At 69.1% G+C, this 20367-nt stretch carries 19 protein-coding genes; 5 read left to right on the top strand and 14 right to left on the bottom strand.

Going from position 1 to position 20367, the window contains the following annotated elements; translation table 11 throughout:
• Nucleotides 1-45: 45 nt before the first annotated feature.
• The gene (locus ABD333_RS10240; RefSeq protein WP_344539969.1) at nucleotides 46-225 is read left to right on the top strand and encodes a hypothetical protein; all 180 of its coding nucleotides are present in this window, start codon (nucleotides 46-48) and stop codon (nucleotides 223-225) included.
• A gap of 3 nt (nucleotides 226-228) precedes the next feature.
• On the opposite strand, the gene ABD333_RS10245 is transcribed toward ABD333_RS10240, so the two are convergent.
• On the bottom strand, nucleotides 229-672 hold the full coding sequence (locus tag ABD333_RS10245) for a hypothetical protein (RefSeq protein WP_344539971.1): 444 nt from the start codon (nucleotides 670-672) through the stop codon (nucleotides 229-231).
• Between the two features lie 400 nt (nucleotides 673-1072).
• Between ABD333_RS10245 and ABD333_RS10250 the strand changes: the two genes are divergently transcribed.
• Entirely contained in the window at nucleotides 1073-4561 is a 3489-nt protein-coding gene (locus tag ABD333_RS10250) for a HEAT repeat domain-containing protein (protein ID WP_344539973.1), read from the top strand.
• A gap of 2 nt (nucleotides 4562-4563) precedes the next feature.
• Here ABD333_RS10250 and ABD333_RS10255 read toward each other — a convergent pair whose 3' ends face one another.
• Nucleotides 4564-6126, bottom strand: coding sequence for an ORC-CDC6 family AAA ATPase (locus tag ABD333_RS10255; protein ID WP_344539975.1), 1563 nt, complete (start codon nucleotides 6124-6126; stop codon nucleotides 4564-4566).
• Between the two features lie 164 nt (nucleotides 6127-6290).
• Entirely contained in the window at nucleotides 6291-7166 is an 876-nt protein-coding gene (locus tag ABD333_RS10260; RefSeq protein ID WP_344539976.1) for a hypothetical protein, read from the bottom strand.
• A 139-nt stretch (nucleotides 7167-7305) separates the two neighbouring features.
• On the opposite strand from ABD333_RS10260, the gene sigJ reads away from it, so the two are divergent.
• Together sigJ and ABD333_RS10270 are read left to right on the top strand one after the other, a co-directional pair.
• Nucleotides 7306-8247 carry an RNA polymerase sigma factor SigJ gene (sigJ, locus tag ABD333_RS10265; RefSeq protein ID WP_344539978.1) on the top strand — a complete coding sequence of 314 codons (942 nt, stop codon included), beginning with the start codon at nucleotides 7306-7308 and terminating at the stop codon, nucleotides 8245-8247.
• Nucleotides 8248-8333: 86 nt separating this feature from the next.
• Nucleotides 8334-9263: an NAD-dependent epimerase/dehydratase family protein gene (locus ABD333_RS10270; protein WP_344539979.1), complete on the top strand. Its 930-nt coding sequence runs from the start codon at nucleotides 8334-8336 to the stop codon at nucleotides 9261-9263.
• A 4-nt stretch (nucleotides 9264-9267) separates the two neighbouring features.
• Here ABD333_RS10270 and ABD333_RS10275 read toward each other — a convergent pair whose 3' ends face one another.
• The 6 genes from ABD333_RS10275 to ABD333_RS10300 all read right to left on the bottom strand — a co-directional run bounded on the left by ABD333_RS10275 (nucleotide 9268) and on the right by ABD333_RS10300 (nucleotide 15397).
• Nucleotides 9268-10341 (bottom strand): hypothetical protein, encoded by a 1074-nt coding sequence (locus ABD333_RS10275; protein WP_344539981.1) that lies wholly within the window; start codon nucleotides 10339-10341, stop codon nucleotides 9268-9270.
• A 143-nt stretch (nucleotides 10342-10484) separates the two neighbouring features.
• Nucleotides 10485-10958, bottom strand: coding sequence for a VOC family protein (locus ABD333_RS10280; RefSeq protein WP_344539983.1), 474 nt, complete (start codon nucleotides 10956-10958; stop codon nucleotides 10485-10487).
• 118 nt (nucleotides 10959-11076) lie between these two features.
• Nucleotides 11077-11460, bottom strand: coding sequence for a DUF5655 domain-containing protein (locus tag ABD333_RS10285; RefSeq protein ID WP_344539984.1), 384 nt, complete (start codon nucleotides 11458-11460; stop codon nucleotides 11077-11079).
• A 167-nt stretch (nucleotides 11461-11627) separates the two neighbouring features.
• Nucleotides 11628-12629 carry a BtrH N-terminal domain-containing protein gene (locus ABD333_RS10290; RefSeq protein WP_344539986.1) on the bottom strand — a complete coding sequence of 334 codons (1002 nt, stop codon included), beginning with the start codon at nucleotides 12627-12629 and terminating at the stop codon, nucleotides 11628-11630.
• A gap of 69 nt (nucleotides 12630-12698) precedes the next feature.
• Nucleotides 12699-14399, bottom strand: coding sequence for a DUF5005 domain-containing protein (locus ABD333_RS10295; RefSeq protein ID WP_344539988.1), 1701 nt, complete (start codon nucleotides 14397-14399; stop codon nucleotides 12699-12701).
• Nucleotides 14400-14797: 398 nt separating this feature from the next.
• Nucleotides 14798-15397 carry a TetR family transcriptional regulator gene (locus ABD333_RS10300; protein WP_344539990.1) on the bottom strand — a complete coding sequence of 200 codons (600 nt, stop codon included), beginning with the start codon at nucleotides 15395-15397 and terminating at the stop codon, nucleotides 14798-14800.
• Between the two features lie 113 nt (nucleotides 15398-15510).
• On the opposite strand from ABD333_RS10300, the gene ABD333_RS10305 reads away from it, so the two are divergent.
• Nucleotides 15511-16758: an alpha/beta hydrolase family protein gene (locus tag ABD333_RS10305; RefSeq protein WP_344539992.1), complete on the top strand. Its 1248-nt coding sequence runs from the start codon at nucleotides 15511-15513 to the stop codon at nucleotides 16756-16758.
• A gap of 140 nt (nucleotides 16759-16898) precedes the next feature.
• Here ABD333_RS10305 and ABD333_RS10310 read toward each other — a convergent pair whose 3' ends face one another.
• The 5 genes from ABD333_RS10310 to ABD333_RS10330 all read right to left on the bottom strand — a co-directional run bounded on the left by ABD333_RS10310 (nucleotide 16899) and on the right by ABD333_RS10330 (nucleotide 20328).
• Complete coding sequence (locus ABD333_RS10310; RefSeq protein WP_344539994.1) at nucleotides 16899-17843, bottom strand: MerR family transcriptional regulator; 945 nt, start codon at nucleotides 17841-17843, stop codon at nucleotides 16899-16901.
• Nucleotides 17844-17979: 136 nt separating this feature from the next.
• On the bottom strand, nucleotides 17980-18480 hold the full coding sequence (locus ABD333_RS10315) for a nucleoside 2-deoxyribosyltransferase domain-containing protein (protein WP_344539996.1): 501 nt from the start codon (nucleotides 18478-18480) through the stop codon (nucleotides 17980-17982).
• Nucleotides 18477-18881 (bottom strand): HIT family protein, encoded by a 405-nt coding sequence (locus ABD333_RS10320; RefSeq protein ID WP_344539998.1) that lies wholly within the window; start codon nucleotides 18879-18881, stop codon nucleotides 18477-18479. Before ABD333_RS10320 ends, ABD333_RS10315 begins: the two co-directional genes overlap by 4 nt.
• 202 nt (nucleotides 18882-19083) lie before the next feature.
• A complete protein-coding gene (locus ABD333_RS10325; protein ID WP_344539999.1) occupies nucleotides 19084-20022 on the bottom strand; it encodes a Gfo/Idh/MocA family protein in 939 nt (312 codons plus the stop codon).
• Between the two features lie 66 nt (nucleotides 20023-20088).
• Nucleotides 20089-20328: a VOC family protein gene (locus ABD333_RS10330; protein ID WP_344540001.1), complete on the bottom strand. Its 240-nt coding sequence runs from the start codon at nucleotides 20326-20328 to the stop codon at nucleotides 20089-20091.
• Nucleotides 20329-20367 lie beyond the last annotated feature (39 nt).

The following is a 20367-nucleotide window of genomic DNA, read 5'->3' on the forward strand; positions in this document are numbered from 1 at the left end:
TCAGATGGCGATCGAGGAGCCCACACAGCTGAGGACGAAAAACCGGTGACGAGTCCGAAATCCGTTAACAAACGCCGTTACCGCGGTATGGACGGCGACGAGCTCATGACCGACCACGTTCTGGGCCACCTGGATGCCACCCTCGACGAGATCATCGAGATCACGCTCGTCCTGGTGGACCTCCACCAGTCCATGCGCGAACTCGCCGAGGGCCGGCACACCTGAGGATCAGTAGTACAGGCGGTATCTGACCTGAACGGTCTTGAGCTGGGGGGGCCGGAGCCGTCCCCACTCGATCCCGAAGCAGTCCTTCTTCTTCAGACCGCCCATGACGAACTTGATGCGCTGATTGTTGAGGGGAAGCCGCCGCCATGGGAACCGCTTCGGCTTGGCGCCGCAGGTGACGAGCCGGGCCTCCGGTACCGTCCTCGGCCTGATGGCGACGATCTCAAGGAAGACCGTGGTCCGCCGGGTGGTGCGCTGTCCCTTCGGCGACATTTGATTCTTCTGCTTGAGCGTCACATGGCGTAGTCGCGGCTTGCCCGCCGCTGTCGCCGCAGTCGTCGTCGCCGTCGTGGTGGCCGGGGTCGTCGCGGCCGCCACTTCGACGGCCGGCATGAGCACGGCCGCCCCGATCACAAGGCACCCGGTCGTACGAGCGAGTCTGGTCATCAATCCTCCGTGCCGATGGTGAGTGGACGCGGCTCAGATTGCCGATCAAGAACATTCCGGACCAGGGCCCTAGGACCTCAATCGATCCGCAGATGGGCCTCAATCACGTCAAGGGGAAGCTCAGACGTTGCGGAGCCACCAACTGAATCCGGTTACCAGGGCGGCGCCGGCGGCAGAGCCCAGGCCGCGGACGAGTCCGAAGAGGGCCGCGTCGCGAAGCCGGCGAGTGGTGGTCTTGTCATTCATGGCTGGGCCTTTCTGTTGAGCGGTCCCCTCCAGGTTGGGATCAGTGGTGGCCGGAGTGTGCGCATTGCGGGCGAGGCGGGCGGATTCGTCTTACGCTGCTGGTCGGAGCCGCGTCGGGATCGCCCGCCTCGGGCAGGGCATTGCGGGAGGGCCGGTGGGAGCGAGGGACGCTCGGCGGCTGTACGACGAGCTGCGGAGTCTGTTCGCGCGGGCCAAGCAGGTCGCCGGGGAGCGGGCTTCCCAACGGGAGATCGAAAGAGCGCTGCGGCGTGACGGCGTCCGGTTGAGCGGCCAGCGGATCAGCGAGTGGATTCCGGACGATCCCGCCCGTGCCCGGGTGCCGCGTGACGCGGAGAAGGTATGGGCGCTGGTGCGGGTGCTGAGCGACCTGGCGGGAGCCGGCAGGCCCGACGAACGGTACTGGCGCGACCTGGTCGAGCGTGCCCAGCCTGTGCGGGAGGCCGGAGGCGGCGGGCCGTCGCCGATGTTGGCGCGCTATCTGGTGGCCGCCAAACGAGCGGCGCATGCGCACCCGTATCCCGGCGTCATTCCCGGTACCGTCCCGCCCCTGGCGGACATCTATCTGCGCCAGTACGTCGATCAGGGCCAAGACGATCAGGCCGTCCTGGGGCTGGACCTGCTGACGAGCTGCGGCACGTGCGTGATCCTGGGCGGGCCCGGCGGGGGCAAGTCCAGTCTGTTGCGCAGGTATCTCGCCACGTCCGCTGAGCTCTGGCCGAGCACGGCGGGAGCCGTTCCGCTGATCGTGCCCGCCGCTGACCTGGTTGATCGCAGGCCGCTGCCGACGTTGCTGGCGGCGAGCGCGAACCGGGCGCTCAGCGACAGCGGGTTGCTTGAGGAACTGCCTCCGGCCTTCTTCGCCGCCGAGCCGCATCCAGGGGTTCCCTGGACGGTGATGGTCGACGGCCTGGATGAGATCGCGGCCTCCGAAGCGCGCAGGAGGCTCCTTCAGGCTCTTCGGTCTGCCGCCGAACAGGGGTCGGCTCATCGCTTCGTGGTGACCACGCGTCCGCTCTCGCTCGGTGAGCTCCGGGCCTTCGGGGCGGAGGTTCCGCACTTCGTACTGCAGCCGTTCGCCGCTGAGGACCTGGGTGTTCTGGCGGGACGCTGGTTCGCGGCTCTCGGCGTTCCCGATCCGGAACGCGCCACCGCCGGGTTCCTGGCGGCCCTGGCCCGCCTCGGCATCGCGGATCTCGCTCGGACGCCGTTGATGGCGAGCATGTTGTGCCAGTTGCACGCGCACGATCCCGATCGGCCGTTGCCGGTCGGGCGGGGACAGATCTATCGGCGCTTCCTCGATCTGCTGTACGAACGTCTGCACGCGGAGGGGTTGTCGGGGGTACGTCCCCAAACCCGGGTCGCCCTGGAGCGCTGGCCGAGCAAGGCTCTCAACAAAGCAGAACACGTTCTGAACCGGCTGCCCGAGATGATCGCTGAGCTGGCCGCGGAGCGGTGGGCCGGGAATCAGATGCCGGCGGTCGATTTCCTCGCAGGTCTGCCCGGCGCGGAATGCCCGGGAATACCGGAGCAGGAATGGCGGCAGTACCTGCGTGCGCTCCTGGTGCGCAGCGGATTGCTGGCCGAGCGTTCCGGCGGCCTCGCTTTCCTGCACCACACGATCCTGGAGTACGGGGCGGCGCTGCACTCCACCCGTGACCGAAAGACCCGCCGCACGACCATCGGGCACATCGCGAAGGCGTGGCCGGGCAATTGGGACCCGGTCGACGTCGAGGCCGGACCGCATTCATTCACCGGGTTCGTACTGGACGGAGCCGGGGAACAGGCGAACGGTCTCCTCCGGCGGCTCGCCACCGGAGAGGGCCTCGAAGGCTGCCAGTTCATCGCCCACCAGGTTCGACTGGGAACCCTGATCCCCGCGCAGATCCTCGACGCGGCCGCCGACACGCTCGCGGGTGCCGTCGGCAAGCCGGATCCGGAATCGCATCCGGCCGAGGCCATCTGGGAACTGGGGCGGCTGGGCGGTCCCCGCGCGGTTCAGCACCTGTTCGACCTCGGTCGCTCCTCGTCGCTCGATGCCGCGCTGAGGACCGAGGCGGCGCGGGAGCTGGTACGGCTCGATGATCCGCGGGCGCCGGGGTTGCTGATCGATATCGTCCACGCCGTCTCCTCGGCGGCAGGACTCGCCGCGCGCGCTCCCCGGTGGGTGACCCGCGACTACCCCGGTGCCGAGGCGATCCGCGTGCTGGGGCGGCTGGGAGACGGCCCCGACATCGAGAGGCTGACCGTGCTGGCCCGTGATCCCGCGGTGGACGGACTGCTGCGGGTGGAGGCCGCCCGAGAGATGATCAGGCTCACCGAGGAGGACGGAGCGACGTCCTTGCTGGCCGCCTTCGTCCGCGATCGCGCTCTCGACCGGTCGGCCCGTATCGGCGCGATCGACGCACTGGCGCGTCAGGGCGATCTGCTGGGTGAGCTCGCGGTGGACGCGGGGCTCGCGGGCTTTGTCCGGCTTGAGGCGGCCCGGCGAATGGCGATGTCGCACCACCCCGCCGGACAACCGTCCTTGGCCCGGCTCGCCCGCGATTCCGATCTCGACGACTCGCTCCGCTGGGAAGCCACCGCTGTCCTGGCGCTCTATGACATCCAGAAGGCCCAGGAGGTCCTCGCCGAGTGGGTGCGCGACGCCACGATCGACGATCGTCTACGGGGCCGGGCGGCGCGACGGCTCGCCAGGCTGGGCGACGCCCGGGCCGTGGAACCTCTCATCGCGTTGATCCGCCGAGGAGAGTTGGAGGGCCACCAGCGCGTCAGCGGTATCCGAGAGCTGGCCGCCTTCATGCGCAACGGCCACACGTTGACGTCCATCCACCTGACGCTGGACGGCCTGGCGGGTGACCCTGCTCTCGAAGGCCATCTTCGCCTGGAGGCGGCGCGGCAGCTCGGCCGGTTCGCCGAGAGCCCGGCGGCGGACAGGTTGTTCGAGATCGCCGTTGACGGCACGCTCGGAACCCACGTCCGCCACGACGCGGCCCAGGAACTGGCCAAGACGGGCGACCGGCGCGCGGAGGATCTCTACGCCCTGCTCCCGCCGTTCAGCGCGGGATCTCAGGACGACCCGTCGTTCCGTGTGGCTCTCGCGCGCGCACACCTTCGCGTCGGCCGCGGTGCGGAGCTCGCCGCGTTCGCCCGTGACGAAGGGCTGGAACCCTTCCTCCGGATAGAGGCGGCGGACGGGCTCGCCCGGTCGGGCAACCCGGACGGAACGGACTTGCTTGCCGAGCTCATGGTGAACGACACGTTCGACCGGCGGCTCCGAGGACGGGCGGCGCGACGGCTCGCCCGCCTCGGCGACACCCGTTCCATCCCGGCCCTGAGCGACCTGGCCGGAGACGCCACACTCGACGGAACGCAGCGGGTCAAGGCCACGCGCGAGCTGCTACGGCTCGGCGCGCCCGTCGCGGCGGATCTCCTGGTACGGATCGCCACCGACCCCGCGGTCCAGGGCTTCCAGCGGATCTGGGCCGTACGGCACCTGGCCGGACTCGGTGATCCCCGGACCGCCGCCGCCCTCAGAGCCGTGTCCGGAGACGCCGCTCTGGGCGGGTACTTCCGGGAGGAGGCCGCCCGGAGACTCCATGAACTGAACGCCGTGTCTCGTTGAGCTCACAGCGGCTCGTCCGCGGATATCTGCGGCTTTTCCCTGAGGTCGGACACCCGGAGGATCGCTTCGCGAACCGTCGCTGAACGAGCCGGGTCGTAGTCCACCCAGTTCTCCGCCCATTCGTCGCGCCAAGCGGTGGAGGCTTCGTGAAACGACAGCAGATTCACATACCCTCCGTAGTCGAGCGCGAAGAGGTCATACGCGCCGCCCGCGCCCACGGAGCTGTTGATGAGGTGAATCACCCTGGCGTCGTAGAGGGCTTGGATCACCTCGTGGTTCGAGTCGTGCCCGCGCTCGATGAGAAAGAACCTCTTGCGGCGCTCGGCCGCGAACTTGACGATGTGCATGAGCGCGCGCGAGGCCATCTTGTCCGAACGGATGGCGCCTTCCTTGTCCCGGAGGAACCATGCCCGGGCGGCGTATCTGATGTCATCGATCTCGATCCCCGTTTGCGACGAGGCTCGTTGGAGAGCCAGGGACACGATGTTGATCCCGTCCCTGGGCACTCCCTCAGCGGCCTGGATGGCCTCCTCGAAGGCGGAGGTCGAAGCGAAGAGCGCCCAGATGAATTTGCGGCGCCCGTTGGCGTCCAGGGGAAAGGCCTCCGCGACGTCCTCGGATATCGCGGCGGCGTGCCGCAGAAAGAGGTCTCCGAAGAACTCCGTGGCACGCGAGTCACCCTGGGAGAAGACCAGATAATCGTCCAGGTTGATGTCCTGCGAGACGTCCGCGCCGAGTTCGATGCCGAGGTAGTCACGCTGCTCTCCCCGGATACAGAAGGCGGACCGTCGTTCGACGGCCGCTATCTTCACGACGACCCCTTGAACCGGGAACAGCGCTCTGCGCAGCAGGTCGGCGAGGAACGGCTGGAGTTCGATGGGCAGTGCGCTCCACTCGTCCAGCAGCAGCCATATCCTTCTTCCGGGGATCGCCCGCACCACTCGCGCCATCGCCTTCGCGAGCGGCCCGAACTTGACGGTGAACCGCACGTCTCCGGAAACCTTGAACCTGGCCGAACGTGACCTGCTCTTGTCGCTGGTCGAGCCCAGCTCAAGGTCCAGCGACGGTCGCAGCGGAGAGAGCTTGAGCTTCTTGGAGCCCTTCGTCTGTTCGGAGTTCTGCCGGGTCTCCTCGACCTCGGTACTGCCGACGACCTCCACCTCGGTCGCGGCGTCACCGAGATTGTCGAGGGCGCTGAAGAGCGCGGTGACGTCCTGGTCCGTGGAAAGGAGCTCCAGCGCGTAGTCGGTCAGGCTGTTGTGCAGCGCCTCCACCACGTCGACGAGAAGAGGCGTCGCCCTTTCCGCCAGGGAACTCCAGGGGTCGCTGTAGATTCCGCCGGCGGAACCCACCGTGCGCATATCGAGGTAGCAGACGCACACACCCTGGTCGGCGAGGTGGTTCTGCAGCTTTCCGAGAGCGTGGGTCTTTCCCGTGCCGCGCCGCCCGTACATGACCTGGTGCTCGGGACGTTTCAATCCCGCGAACAACGGTCCGATGTCCACGAAGGTCGCGCCCAGTTCACGCTGGTCATGTTGCTCCGCGCGCCGGGGAATCTGCGTCACCGATTCCATGATCGCTTTTGCGAGCTGCCGGTCGATCATCGGCGCCATCCCCGTCCCGGATTCGCACGTCCCCCCATGAGAGCACCCGAAAGACGGTCACAATGGTCCGCTGGCCTGTTCCGGACGCCCCGGCTTGGGGGCGTGGGTCCGCAGAGCGTTCGGTGCTATGCGGAGCCGTGGTTGGGCGCGCGTCGCAGTTCGCGGGCGACCATGCCGTACAGCACGAGGTCGAACGCCAGCCAGGCCGTCGAGGCGAACTGCCCGTAGGAGAAGCCGAACATCCGGGTGATCACAAGGTCCACCAGCACCGCCCAGCGCAGCCGGTCCAGCAGCACCGGCGGCAGGCCGCGCGGTGCGGCCGCGGCCGCGGCCGCGAAGCCCGCCGACACCAGTGCCGACACCGCGGTGCCGATCGTGGTGATCTCCGAGACGGTGTCCAGCGAGGCGATCAACTCGGGCGGGTCGGTGATACGCCCCAGGTAGGACACCACGACGGTGACGCCGGGAACGGCCTGCCCGACGAACGCCATCGCCACCAGTACCACCACCCAGCGGCGCTGGAGCTGGCGGGCCGCGGCGTCGGTGGCGCGGCGGGCCCACCGCACCGGCGCGGTGATCTCGTGGTGCGAGGGGGACGGGGCATCGCCGGAGTGACGGGCCACCAGCAGCCGTAGCAGCGCCAGCACCACGAACGACAGGTAGATGATCGCTCCGGCGGGTTGGTAGAAGTAGTCGTTGTCGCTGGTGATGAACTTGCCGACCTCGTCCACGAACAGCCCGTAGCCGATGCCGCCGAGCAACGCCACCCAGCGGCGGGCGCGGCGACCGTCGTACAGCAGCGTCAGCACCAGCGCGACCAGCATCAGCAGGCCGCCCCACAGCACGTGGGAGATGTGCAGCCCACTCCCGCCGATCTGCGGGTAGCCCGTCGCCTCCAGGTAGCCCCGGGTCAGCAGGACGGTGCTGATCCCGGCGAGAACGAACCACTCCAGTAATTCGCCCCCATGGTCGGCGCGCGGCAGCCTCCGATGTCCCCCCATGTCCTCAGGTTAGGGCAGCCGTTCGATGAAGCCGCAGGTCAGCACGGCCTTGCTGGCCGCTGGACGAGCTGTCGCCGGCGGGTCCTGTCGTGCTCGATCACACGCTGCACGCTGAGTCCGCGGCCGATACGATCACGTCATGCCCTTGACGGTGGACGACGTCGACCGGTTCGAGCTGTCGAGGCCCCGTCTGGAGGCCATCGCCTACCGTCTCCTCGGCTCCGCGTACGAGGCGGAGGACGTCGTGCAGGAGACGTTCCTGCGCTGGCAGGCCGCCGACGTCGACCGCATCGAGGTCCCCGAGGCCTGGCTGACCAAGGTGCTCACCAACCTGTGCCTCAACCAGCTCACCTCCGCGCGGGCACGCCGCGAGACCTACGTGGGCCGATGGCTCCCCGAGCCGCTGCTCGCCGGGGACCCGATGCTCGGCCCGGCCGACACCGCCGAGCAGCGCGAATCGGTCTCGTACGCGGTCCTCACCCTCATGGAGCGCCTGTCTCCCAACGAACGGGCCGTGTACGTGCTGCGGGAGGCCTTCGACTACCCGCACCGGGAGATCGCCGAGATCCTCGACATCACCGAGGCCGCCAGCCAGCAGACCTTTCACCGTGCCAGGAAGCATGTCGCGTACGGCAAGGCCCGCGCCGACATCGACGAGGCCGAGGCCCGGCGGATCGTCGAGGAGTTCCTCGCGGCCGCCGCCAGTGGCCAGACCGATGAGCTCGTACGCCTGCTCACCAAGGACGCCATCTCCATCGGCGACGGCGGAGGGAAGGCTCCGGCACGCACAAAAGCGTTCGAGGGAGCCGCCGCGGTCGCGAAGTTCGTATGGGGAATGTTCAAGCCCGCCGAGGCCAAGCGCGCCATCGTCGGCGGCTCGCCCGAAATCTACGCCTGGGCGGCCAATGGCGAACCCGCCGTCGTGGCGGTCGTGAAAGGCCGGGTCGTCGCCGTCATGTGCCTGGAGGTCACCGCCGAGGGCATCACTGCGTGCCGTACCCAGGCCAACCCCGACAAGCTCGAACGCGCGACCGAGCAATGGGCGGCGGCCGACCGTGGAGAGCCTCTGCTCGTGTTGTGACGCGGATCACATCCGACTCCTGTCAGGAAACGGCGGGCCGTCCGGTTCAAGTGACGAATCCGAACCGGAGCGCAAGGGAGCCGACGATGAGAGTCCTGGTGGCAGGAGCGACCGGAGCGATGGGCAAGCAGCTGGTGCCGCGTCTGGTCGACGCGGGACACGAGGTGTTCGCCATGATCCGCAAAGAGTCCGACAAGGCCGGGGTGTCACAGCTGGGCGCGGTACCGGTCATCGCCGACGCGCTCGATCGAGCCCAGGTCGAGGCGGCCGTGCGCCAGGCGGCCCCGGAGGTGATCGTTCACCAGCTGACCGCCATCGGGCACATCGACACCCGCCATTTCGAACGCAGCTTCGCCGCCACCGACCGGCTGCGGATCGAGGGCACCGACAACCTGCTGGCCGCCGCACGCGCCACAGGAGTACGACGGTTCGTCGCCCAGAGCAACGGCGCGTTCACCTACGCCCGGACCGGCGGGCCGGTCAAGACCGAAGAAGAACCCCTGGATCCCTCGCCGGTCGACCAGATGTCCTCCATGATCGCCGCGATCGGGCACTTGGAGAAGGCCGTGCTGGGCGCCGCCTGGACGGAAGGGATCGTGCTGCGCTACGGCGCGTTCTACGGACCCGGCACCTCCATGGCGCCAGGCTCCGAGCAGCTGGAGATGATCCGCAAACGCAAATTCCCGGTCGTCGGCGACGGCGGAGGCGTGTGGTCGTTCGTCCACATCGCCGACGCCGCCGAGGCCACGGTCGCGGCCGTGGAGAACGGCGGCCCCGGTGTCTACAACATCGTCGATGACGATCCCGCCCCGGTCGCCGAATGGCTGCCGGAACTGGCGGCGATGCTGGGCGCCAAGAAGCCGATGCGCGTACCGCGGTTCGTCGGACGGCTGGCCGCCGGACAGGCCGGGGTCGTGCTCATGACCGAACTGCGCGGCGCGTCCAACGCCAAGGCCAAGCGCGAACTGGGCTGGCACCCGGCACACCCCACCTGGCGGCAAGGCCTCCAGGTGTGACGGCCTACGGAGTGTTCGTCAGCACGACGGGTGTCAGGTCCCGATGCGCGACTGTCCACAGGGCGGAGGTGCCGGGCGCGCCGTCGACGTCCCAGAAGCGGGTCTCGGGAGACGAAGGGAACTGGATGGTCTCCCAGCCGGATCCGGTCCGGCGGAACACGGCGGCGGTGCCCGGGCCGGAGGGGTCGGAGTAGGCCTCGCCGGCGATCACGAGCCGGCCGGTCCCGTCGGAGGTGAGCGTGCCGCGCCCGCCGTTCGGCGGCGTCACCTTGGTCCAGGTGGAGCCCGTCCAGCGCAGCAGGTTGTGGACGGCGTCGGTGAGGGAACGGCCCGCGTCGGTCGCCCACAGCTCGCCGGACGTGGTGACGGTGACCTGGTAGAGCGAGTCGGAGAGCCAGAGTTCGGGGACGGGGACCGAGGTCCACGTCTTGCCGTTCCAGTGCACCGCCGCCGGTACCGTCTCGTCGCCCTTGTCGCGGCGGCCGACCGCCCACACGTCGGACGGCCCGACGGCCACGACGTCGTGCAGCAGGTGGCCGGCGGGGAGTTCCACCTTCTGGAAGGACTCGCCGACCAGCCGCAGGAGGGCCCGATCGTGCCATTTGCCCGCGACCGCCCAGGTGCCGCCGGGCCCGGTCCGCACCTCCACCCTCCGCACACCGGCGGGCAGTGAGACGGGCCGGAACCTCGCCCCGTCGAACCTGGCGACGTACGGCAGGTCGGGCGCGCCGGTGACGAACACGTCGCCGCCGTGCTGCGAGAGGCCGGTCAGCACGCTGAAACCGGGCCAGCCGTCGAGCGGGTACTCGTGCCAGCGGCCGTCCTTCAGGCGGCGGACGACGGGGTTGCCGAGCGTCCAGAAGTACCCGCCGGTCGGCTGCGGAATCGCGACCTTCCCCTGCGCCCCGGCGACCCACACGTCCCCGGGCCCGGCCGCTTCGACGAACTCCAGGGTCCGCCGCGGCCACAGGAACGGCAGCTCGGCCTCCCGCCAGCCGTCCGGCGGCGCGGCCCGGGCGGGCATCGGCACCGCGACGGCGCCGGCCACGAGCACGACCGCCAGCAGGATCCGCGTCACTCCACGCACCGTGACCTCCAAAGCTCCCAGTGTTTTCTGGCAACGTATAGAGGCACGGGACACCGGGCAACCCCTGTGCGACGCAGAAAAACAACAACGTCTGCCAACCGCTCAGTCAGCGATACAGGTGGCTGGGGCAGGCGCTAGCCTGCGGGACTCAGGAGCTCGGTTCCACGGCGAACGATCTCTTTCGGCGGGATGTCCTCCTGCTGGGTGAGGAACGCCCACACGTGCCCGAAGGGATCCCTGATCATGGCCTGCCTGGCTCCATAGAACATATCCGCAGGAGCCTGGAGGGACTCGGCCCCGGCATCGAGCGCCCGCGCGTGGAACGCATCGACGTCCTCAACGAAGACATGCAGGCCGACCGTCGTGCCATGCGCTCGGGCAGGGCTTTGGAAAGGCCCCTCCGCATCGCCCACCATGACGACCGAGCCGCCGATGCTGATCTCGGCGTGCAGGATGCTCCCGTCGGGGCGAGCGATCCGGAAGAGCTCCTGTGCGCCGAAGGCCTCGGCATAGAATGAGATCGCCGCGTCGGCGCCGTCGACCATGATGTGTGCGATGGCGGCATATCCGTAGCGGTCAGGAATGCCGCGAGTGTCGGTATTCATCATGTTGCCCCTGCTCTAGGTGGTTTCTAGCTTCGTTCATCAGCCTGCAGCACCGGCAATGGGCACCGCATCCGTCACCTGACCGGTGCTCACCTGGAAGCGGGCAGAACGCTCGCTGGTGTCACGCCGCGCCGTACTCGTAGGCGGCGCGTACCAGCGGGTGGAGCCGGGGGTCGCGGGCCTCTTCCATGGAGTGCACGACCACGAGGTGGTTCCACCGCGTCTTCCCGATCTGGGTGGTGCGGTACACGGGTGGCTCGTCGACGGGTTCGCGCAGAGCCAGCATGAGCTGCACGGTTCCCTGTGGATTGGCGCCGGTGATGTTGTACAGCCAGATCCAGGCGAACTTGCGTCGCACGCCGAACGAGATCTGCGCCCCGACCGTCATCTCTGACTCGCCCTGCTCTTCGATGAGGTCTCGAAGCGTGCGGAAGATCGCCATGGAGTCGGGTTTGGCGTCAAAGTAGTAGCGCAGTTGTGACTCCAGCACGTCGTCGTCGGGCATGTGCTGTTCTCCCATTTTGTGTGGTTTCGCCTCGGCGCCGAAGGCGCACCGGTGGAAGTCGATCGCGGTAGCCGGCCTCGGTCACCAGGAGCTGGGCAATCCGTAGCTGCATCGCCGCGGCCGGCAGCTCGCGCACCATCCTCTCGGCGGCCACCCCAGCGCGGTCTTCAGGGCGTGCGGTGCCTCCCCAGGCGGAGTAGTGCCTGCATGGCCTCGCGTTCGATCCGGGAAAGATCGCCGAGGATGCCGCCCGCCTGCACGAGACACTGCTCATCACCTGATTCACCGGCTTTGGCGATCAGCGCCGCGACCTCCGTCCACAGCAGGGCCGCCTCGACGTACAGCCCGTGGCCGGTACGCAGATGGCCGCTGTCGAGCAGCTGGCCGCATTCGGCGAGGAAGTCGCGGTAGAGGTTGCGGAACAGGGCGCCGCCGGTGCCGGCCTTCTCCATCAGGAGGGCGGCCTGCGGCAGATCCCGCCGCGGGTCGTCGGTGCGCTGGAGCCAGGTGCGTACCAGCTTGCCGGCCTTCTCGATGCCGCGGTGGCCGAGGTTGGCGATGGGCGGGTTGAGGAAGGCGTCGGCGCAGGCGGTGATGGCGGGAACGATCTGTTCCTGCGGGGAGGGCGGGCTTCCCGCAGTGGTGAGGGTGAACGACCGGTGCCTGGCTGTCATCGGGCCGCGCGCGGCCCTGGCCTGGGCGAGGCCGGTCAGGCTGGTGGACAGCGCTCCGCCTTGCTGTTCGGTGTCCACCACGTACGCGTCGTGGTCGTCATATCCGTACATGGCGACGACATGGCCGCCGAAGTGAACCTTCGAGCTGAAGTAGTCCAGGTAGTAGCTGTCGAGCTGCAATCCGACGGGCCGGCCGGCGTCGATGGAGGCCGCCACGTTCTCCCACGCCTTGCGGGGCGAGGTGGTCTCCTGGACCAGGAGCTCCAGCTGGAGTGTGGCGGCCAGGTTTCTGGTGAGCTCGAACGGCTTGACCCGTCCTCCGAGGAACGGAAAGCCCAGGTTCTTGCTGTCCCAGTAGATGAACGACAGGCCGGAGCCGAGGCCGAAAAGCATGGGCTCGGACAGATCGAGCCCCTGGTGCCGCAGCAGCACCCCCAGCGCCGTCGTCTCGCAGTGCTGCATACCGCGGGCATCGATGTCCACGACCGTGGTCATGCCGACCCCTCCTCGAGGGTGATGATCAACCGGGCCATCGCCATCATGGTGGATTGGGTGCCGGTTGGGTTAGGGCAGGCCGCAGATTGCCTCTGCGGAGCGGGGGCCTTCGCCCTTGCTGTTCTCTGCGGCGACCTGGAATCCGTAGCGCTTGGTCGAGTTGAGTGCGTGAACGCTGAGGCCCTTCTCGCTGGTCGGATATGTGGCGCGCGTCCATGGGCCGGAGGGGAGTTCGCGCCAGTAGACGCGCCACAGCACGTTGGGCTGGTTGTCCTGCCACTCGGCGAAGCATTCGTCGCTGTCCCAGCGGAGTGCCGTCACGTTGGCCGGTGCGTTCAGGTACGCGGTCGCGGAGACCGTCGCCGACCAGGGGCTGGCGTTGCCGTTCCAGGTCATCGCCCTGATCCGGAACTCGTACCGGTGGCCGTGGGCCAGCTGGTTGAAGGGCACGCTCAGACTGTCGGGCGCGAACAGCGGGAAGCCGGTCCAGGCCTCGCCGGCGGTCGCGTCGCGCCACTGGACGTCGTAGGAGTACTTGCCCGCCGGGCTGGGGGCGTTCCACTTCATGGTGATGACGGCGCCGGGGCTCGCCGTGGCCGTCAGCCCGCTCGGTGAGGGGCCGGGCTGGCTGGGGTCGTTGCAGTACGACGGTGGGTTGAGCGTCCAAGGCGAGCCGAGAGGGGCCTTGGTCGGCGCGATGGTGGCGCCCCCGACCGGAGAGGACGGCAACGTGAACTGGATGAAGCGGGGGCGATAGACCGACGCGGTGTAGTAGTTACGGCCCATGCAGGCGCCGTCCTTGTACTGGGAGTTGACGTTGTAGCTGGCCACTACCGTGGAGCCGCTGCTCAGGTGCGGGATGATCCGGTATTCGTACGTCCAGTCGCCCCAGTCCGTCGTGGTCTCCGGCGTCATGTGGAGAACCGACTTGCCGGCGCCGGTGAAGCCGGTCGGCGTGCTGGAGTAGTAGGCGACCATGTTGCCTGCCAGGCCGCCTTCCAGACCTTGGGTCAGCAGCACGTACCGGCCGCCGCTGTAGGTGACCGAGAATCCCTCGGCGACACCGTTCATCATCCGCTTGGAATCGGCCTGACTGCTCGACCAGCCAGAGCCGTTCCAGTACTCCCAGGCGGCGGTGAACTGGCCAAGCGGCACCCGGGCGATGTGCAGGTATTTCTGCGGTGAGCCGCTGGTGACGACCGTTTCGGTGCCGTAGATGTACGTGTGGGACGAGGTGCTGTGGAGCGCCGTACCCCACAGCAGGCAGCTGGAGCCGACGTTGGGGCTGGCATCGCATCGTGCCGCCGGGATCGAGACCTTGGTGAACGTGGCGGGGTTCGTGAGCGAGGAGACCGGCATCGCCACCATCTCGACGCCGGTCGGGTAGAAGCCGAACGCGCCGCCGCCGGACGCCTTGAACCGCTGGTAGAACTTGTAGACCGTGCCGCCCACCACCATGTTGTCGCCGCCCCACAGCCAATCGCCGTTGGTCGAAGGCGCCACCATGGTCTTGTCGCCGCCGCTGCCCGCGACCGAGGTCAGCGTGGTGCCGTTCTGGATGACGAGCATGTTGCGCGGCATCACCGTCGTGAACGGCTTGCGCGTGCCGTTGGACTCGACCGTTCCGTACCAGCTGTCGTTGAAGAACCAGACCACGCGGCCGTCGGAAAGCCGCTGCGCCTGCGTCCCGTCACCGCCGCTCCACTGACCTGAGCTGTTGCCGTAGTTCTGGAACAGGGTGTTGAGGCTGCTGTACGGCGTGACCGGCACACCGGCGGCGGCCCGGACCGAAGCCGGCGCGGACCCGTCAGGTTTGGGCGCCGGCTCCAGGACACGACCCGGAGTCGGTACGGGCGCCGGCGGCTTCGCGGGGGAAGCGGCTTCGGCCGGGATCGCAGAGAAGGTGACGGTCGCGACTACCGCGCACAGGAACCCGGCCCACCGACCGGAACGTGCCCTGGGGAACATGAGGCTCTCTCCGGGATCGGGGGGCGGCGTGATGATCGCTGAGATGCTACTGCGATCCCTTGGCCGGTTTTGTCGCCTTCGTCATCGATAAACGATGGCAACGTCGTGGCTCTGCGATCTTGACATCAACCGAAGCCTGAGGATCTGCCCCGGTAGAGGTCGTGAACGGCCTCGGGCGTCGGCGGCGGCCAGGACGTCCATCAAGCACCGGGCGGGAAAACGTCGAGGCCCAGGGCGCCGAAGTAGCCCTGAGTGGCGAAGCGCACGACCGCCTCGGCCATCTGGCGGGCGGGCAGGGGGCGATCGTGCTCCAGCCACCACGTGATCGCGCCGAGGGTCAGGCCGGCGGCCAGCACCAGCTCAAGCTGCCCGGCGTCCGCTGAGATGTCATCGCGGACGCCGTGGAGCCGGTCGCGGGCCAGCTCCACGCAGCGTTCCCGCAACCGCGCCGCGAACCAGGGGTCTCCGCGCCGCCCGAGCAGCGCCGCGTACAGCCGGTGATGCCGATCCACATGATCGAACAACTGCGCCCAGCCGGCGATCCGGTCCTGCACCGACAGGCGGCCGGCCGGACCCAGCCCGGAGGGCAGCTCGGAGATGACGTCCTGGAAGATCTCCTCCACCAGCGCGTACTTGTCCTGGTAGTAGCGGTAGAACGTCGCGCGGTTGATGAGGGCGCGGCCGGCGATGTCGCCCACGGTGACATCGCCGAAGCCCTTCTCCTCCACCAGCTCGATGAACGCCTGGCGGATGAGCCGGCGGGTGCGCGCCCGCTGAAGCCCGCCCTCGCGATGCGACATTCACCCTCCCGTGTCGCCTCCCGCAACATCTCCGCCCAGTTGCGGGTGGCAGGCGGGCGATCGGCGGCCCGACGCTGGATCGGGCAACGGCCGATCGATACAGGAGAGCTTTCATGGCCACCGACAGCATTATGACGATCAACCGGCTCGGATTCGCCGACAGCGAGATGCAGGACTTCGCCTATCTGCGCACCCTCGCCTACGCCGACTTCGAGGCCGCCTCCGCCGGCGAGGTCGTGCACGTCGCCCGGAAGATCGCCCGACAGGGCGGGGGACGCGAGGCATTCGTCGAAGCCTGGACGCAGCAGGGCCGCCTCGCGGCCGGCATGGCCGATGACGCGCTGGCCGCCCGTCGTCCACGTACGGCACGTACGTTCCTGCATCGCGCTTACAACTACCTGCGCACCGCCGAGTTCTACTTCGATCGCCACCAGACCGAAGAGTTCACCGCCCTCTACGACGAGAGCGTCTCCCACTTCGACCGGGCGCTGCGGCTGCTCGACACCCCCGCCGAACGCATCGCCATCCCGTACCAGGACGGCGTTGACCTGCCCGGCTACTTCTTCGCCGCCGACGACTCGGGCACGCCGCGTCCCACCGTCATCATCTCCGGCGGCGGCGACGGCCACGGCGAAGAGCTGTACTTCCTGGCCGGTGTCCCGTACGCGCTGGCCCGCGGGCTCAACGTCGTGCTGTTCCACGGTCCGGGCCAGCGCGGCGTGCTGCACCACCACCCCGCCCAGGTCTTCCGGGCCGACTCCGAGGTGCCGTTCGCAGCCGTGCTGGACTACGCGGCCGCCCGGCCTGAGGTACGGGCCGACGCGCTGGCGCTGTACGGGCTGAGCTTCGGCGGCTACCTCGCCCCCCGCGCCGCCGCCTGCGACACGCGCGTCGCCGCCCTGGTGGCCAACGCGCCGATCACCGACTTCCACGCCCTGATCTTCGATGCGCTCGCCTCGGCACTGCCCGTCCCGGCGTCCAGCGACGCCCCCGCCGCATTCTGGAACGACCTCTACCAGCAGGTAGGCGGCACCGACTGGGCCCTGCACGCCACCATGGACAACTACATGCTCTGGACCACCGGGGCCCAGAGCTTCGCCGACTTCCACCGGCTCGCCCGATCCTTCGCCCTCGACGGACTGGTGCCCCAGATCACCTGCCCCACGCTGACCCTGTCCTCCGACGGCGAGAACGCCGTCGCCCGCCGCCAGGCCCGCCGGTTCCACGAGCAACTCACCGTCCCGGCCAAGGCGTTCCACCGCCTGGCGACCGAACACGGCGCCGACAGCCACTGCGGGCTCAGCAATATCGCCCTGACGTCCGCGCTGGTCTACGACTGGCTCACCGACGTTCTGGCCTAGACGTCACACCACCCCGGCCCCGTCCGTCCCGCACGTCCTCGCCGAACTCCTGATGAGTGACCGAGATGTGCGGACTTTCCACGAGGTGGGCGCAACTGGTGTCGCCGAGCGCCCGTTCGACCTCGTTCGGCGCGGGCCGCTCATGGCCGCTCGCGCAGCCATTTCACGACCTCTTGCGCGTGGGTGTCCGGCGGGAAGATCGGGTAGAACGCGTGCTCGATCGTCGCGCCGCGCATGACCAGGGTGATCCTCTTGTAGAGCGTTGTGCCGTTCGCCTCGAACGTCGGCAGGTCCAGGGTCCGGCTCAGGTAGTGGTCGGGATCCGACAGCAGCGGGTAGGGCAGGTGCAGCCGCCGCACGAGCGCCTGCTGATACTCCGCGCGGTCGGACGACAGCGCGATGACCCGGTCGATGCCGCACTCGCGCAGCTCGGCGAGGTTGTCGCGGAAACTGCACGCCTCCTGGCTGCATCCGCGCGCGCCGGGAATCTCATTCCATCCCTGCGGGATGTCGGCCGCCGGGTCGCCCGTGAGCGGGTAGACGAACAGGATCCACCGTCCGGCGCAGGCCGCGTCGAGGCGGATCTGGGAGCCGTCGGTCGCGACGAACGTCAGCGGCGGCAGCTGCCGGCCGGGCAGGTGATCGGCGGCTCCGTCGTCGGCCGGTGCGGGCAGGTTGTCCGGTAGCGGGTCGGCTGGGGGCAGCACAGGGTCCTCCTGGTCGTCGGTCATGGGTCGGCCGGCCGCGGCGCGCAACTGCTGGGCCAGCTGTTGGCGTGTGTGGGCGAGGCGGGCGATCAGGCGGTCGAGTGCGCGGATCTTCTGGTTGTAGGCCGCCAGCGACTCCGGGCAGTCGTCACCGCTGTCGTGCCCACCGCGCAGGCAGTCCAGGAACGGTCTGGTCTCCTTGGGGGTGAGCCCGATCGCCGTCAGGCTGCGGATTTCGGCCGCGAGCCGGACGTCGGTCGGTGAGTACTCCCGGTAGCCGTTGGCCAGACGGCTGGGCGTGAGCAGCCCGGCCGCCTCGTAGTACCGCAAGGCCTTCCTCGTGACACCTGCGGCCCTGGCCGCCTCACTAGCCCGCATGTTCGCTCCATCGCACGCGACCGACCGTAAACCCGGCCCCGCGGGGCCAGGTCAACACCGCATCGTAGGAGCTGTCCCAACCCGCCCCTGACCTGCAAGCTCGACGCTCCGCCGCGCGCGATCGCGGCCCGGGCGACTACCCGCGACGATGGTGGCCAGTGGCGAGGGCGAGTGCCGCGCCCACGGTGCCGGGCAACGTGTCGCAGACGGGGACGCCGTGGCGTCGGGCGACGTAGATCAGGTAGCGGTTGCGCTCGGGGTCGGGGCAGTCGGGCGGGCAGCCGAGGACGGCGCGGCCGGTGGTGACGTCGAGGCCGAACTCGACGTTGGTGGTGAAGCCCGGCATGGTGCGCAGGTCGCGCGGGATCCAGAACAGGATCACCGAGGCCGCGCCGCGGGCCTCGGTCTCCCAGTCGACCTGGTCGTCGTAGTGCGCGGCGCGGATGCCGTCCCGGGATTCGGGGGTGAGCACGGTCAGCGGTTCGGGCCCGGTCCACTGGGCGGCCAGGGCCTCGATGGCGGCGGGCCGCCAGGACGGGACTTCGCCGTGGCGCGGGGTGGGGCCGGCCAGGAACACGCTGGGCCCGCCCGGGGGGATGGGCTGGCGGGCCCAGACGATGGTCAAGGGGCCGGTCATCGGGCGCCTCCGGAGGTTCGAGCGGGGTGCTGGGGGGTCCAGGGCAGCGGCAGGCCGTCGCCGTGCTGGCGGGGAACCACGTGCAGGTGCAGGTGGCGGATTGTCTGGGTCGCGGCGGCGCCTCGGCTGGTGATGACGTTCGCGGCGTCCAGCTCGCCGGCGAGCTGGGCGGCGGCCGCCATGGTGCGGGCGGAGACGTCCGGATCGACGCCGACGTCGCTGACGTGGGTGTGCGGGATGACCAGCACGTGCCCGGGAGTGACGGGGTGGCGCGGCCGGATCGCGATGATCTCGGGCCACTCACGGACGACCGAGGCCGGTGCGCGCCCGGCGATGATCTCGCAGAACACGCATTTCGCCTGTTCAGGGGCGGCGGGTGGAGCGTCGTGGATGATGTCCACGGGTCTTCCTTCCTGGTTTGCAGGTCGATGGATTCGGGCGGTGTTGGCGTACCTCCCGGGGCCCGCCGGCCATCTGCTGGTCTTCAGCTTCTCCTGGTTCGGCTCGCTGGTGGCGTGGTCGCGGCGGCCGAGAAAGGACCTCCTGGCCCGCCGCACGACGGGCACGAGCAGGCGACCAAAGCCTGATCGGTGGCATGTCCGGCTATCGGCCGTTGACCTTGGCGTCGATGTCGAGCGTGAGGGTCAGAGCGTCCAGCGCACTGGCCGGGCCGATCTGGTTGTCGGCCTCGCCGCGCAGCACGGCCAGCACGTGGTCGATCATCGCGGTGTACTGGTCGGCGGGCGGCAGCTCCAGTTCGCGGGCGCCGTCGGCGGTGTAGGCGGTGACGCCGCCGGTCGGCTTGCCGTCGAAGCCCATCGCCGAGGAAGCGTCCAGCACGCCGTTCTCGAACGAGGCCGTGTAGCCGCCCCGCGCACCCCAGGACATCGGCATCAGCGACGAGACCGAGTCGCGGGCGAAAGCGCCGTCGAAGCTCAGCACCGCGTCGATCGCGGCCGAGTCGTCGTCGCGGGCCACGGTGGTGACGTTGACCTGGTCGGGCATGCCGAGGGTGCGCGCGACGATGTCCATGTCGCTGTGCATGGCCTCCAGCGGCAGCGTCTTCAGGCCGAGCGAGGCGCCCGGCCACAGGTGGGCGGTCTGGTTCCACATGACCAGCTGTTCCAGGCGGCCGTAGGTGCCGTCGCGGACGGCGTCCACCAGCGCCTGGCTGCTCGGGATGAACCGTTCGAACATGTCCACGAACACCTGCCGGTCTGAGCGCTCGGCGGCCTGCACCACGCGGCGGGCGTCGTCGAGGTTGTCCGCGAGCGGAAGCTCCACCAGCGCGTGCTTGCCCGCCTCCAGCGCCCGCAGCACGTACGGCGCGTGCAGCTTGATCGGCAGGCAGATGTCGACCAGGTCGAAGTCGCCCTCGAAGGCGGTATCGGTGTCGGTGGAGGCGGCGAACCCGAACTTGCCGGCCGTCTGGGCGGTCTTGTCCGGGTCGCGGCCGAACATCACCACCTCGACGTCGTCCCGGGCGGCGTAGACGGCGGCGTGCGCCTGGCCGAAGTTGGTCCCCAGCAGAGCGATCTTCATGTCTTCTCCAGCTCGTTCGTTGCGCGGCGGAGTCGTCGTGGCCACACTTTGGCGTTGTTGGCGGGCTCAGGCGTTCTGGACGGGCATGGCGCCCAGGCCGAACCGGTTGCCGCGCGGGTCGGTGAGCCGGGCGAAGACGGTGACGTCGGGGATCCCCGGCGCCATGACGCGGGTGTAGGTGGCCCCGCCCACCGAGGAGTCCGGGGCGGCCGCGAAACTCCACCCCAGCAGGTCGCCATAGAAGGCCTTCACCGCCTCGGCGTCGGCGGTGCTGATCTCGAACCAGACGACGTTGCCCGGGTCCATGAAGCCCCATCGAAGGCCCCGGCCGCACGTCCTGGGGGA

Origin of the sequence: Actinomadura fulvescens (assembly GCF_039533225.1) — a bacterium.
Lineage (GTDB): Bacteria > Actinomycetota > Actinomycetes > Streptosporangiales > Streptosporangiaceae > Spirillospora > Spirillospora fulvescens.

Coding starts and splice junctions, on each gene's coding strand:
- ABD333_RS10245 (WP_344539971.1), bottom strand. CDS start 672: ATGACCAGACTCGCTCGTACGACCGGGTGCCTTGTGATCGGGGCGGCC.
- ABD333_RS10260 (WP_344539976.1), bottom strand. CDS start 7,166: ATGGGGGGACATCGGAGGCTGCCGCGCGCCGACCATGGGGGCGAATTA.
- sigJ (WP_344539978.1), top strand. CDS start 7,306: ATGCCCTTGACGGTGGACGACGTCGACCGGTTCGAGCTGTCGAGGCCC.
- ABD333_RS10270 (WP_344539979.1), top strand. CDS start 8,334: ATGAGAGTCCTGGTGGCAGGAGCGACCGGAGCGATGGGCAAGCAGCTG.
- ABD333_RS10280 (WP_344539983.1), bottom strand. CDS start 10,958: ATGATGAATACCGACACTCGCGGCATTCCTGACCGCTACGGATATGCC.
- ABD333_RS10285 (WP_344539984.1), bottom strand. CDS start 11,460: ATGCCCGACGACGACGTGCTGGAGTCACAACTGCGCTACTACTTTGAC.
- ABD333_RS10290 (WP_344539986.1), bottom strand. CDS start 12,629: ATGACCACGGTCGTGGACATCGATGCCCGCGGTATGCAGCACTGCGAG.
- ABD333_RS10300 (WP_344539990.1), bottom strand. CDS start 15,397: ATGTCGCATCGCGAGGGCGGGCTTCAGCGGGCGCGCACCCGCCGGCTC.
- ABD333_RS10305 (WP_344539992.1), top strand. CDS start 15,511: ATGGCCACCGACAGCATTATGACGATCAACCGGCTCGGATTCGCCGAC.
- ABD333_RS10310 (WP_344539994.1), bottom strand. CDS start 17,843: ATGCGGGCTAGTGAGGCGGCCAGGGCCGCAGGTGTCACGAGGAAGGCC.
- ABD333_RS10315 (WP_344539996.1), bottom strand. CDS start 18,480: ATGACCGGCCCCTTGACCATCGTCTGGGCCCGCCAGCCCATCCCCCCG.
- ABD333_RS10325 (WP_344539999.1), bottom strand. CDS start 20,022: ATGAAGATCGCTCTGCTGGGGACCAACTTCGGCCAGGCGCACGCCGCC.
- ABD333_RS10330 (WP_344540001.1), bottom strand. CDS start 20,328: ATGGACCCGGGCAACGTCGTCTGGTTCGAGATCAGCACCGCCGACGCC.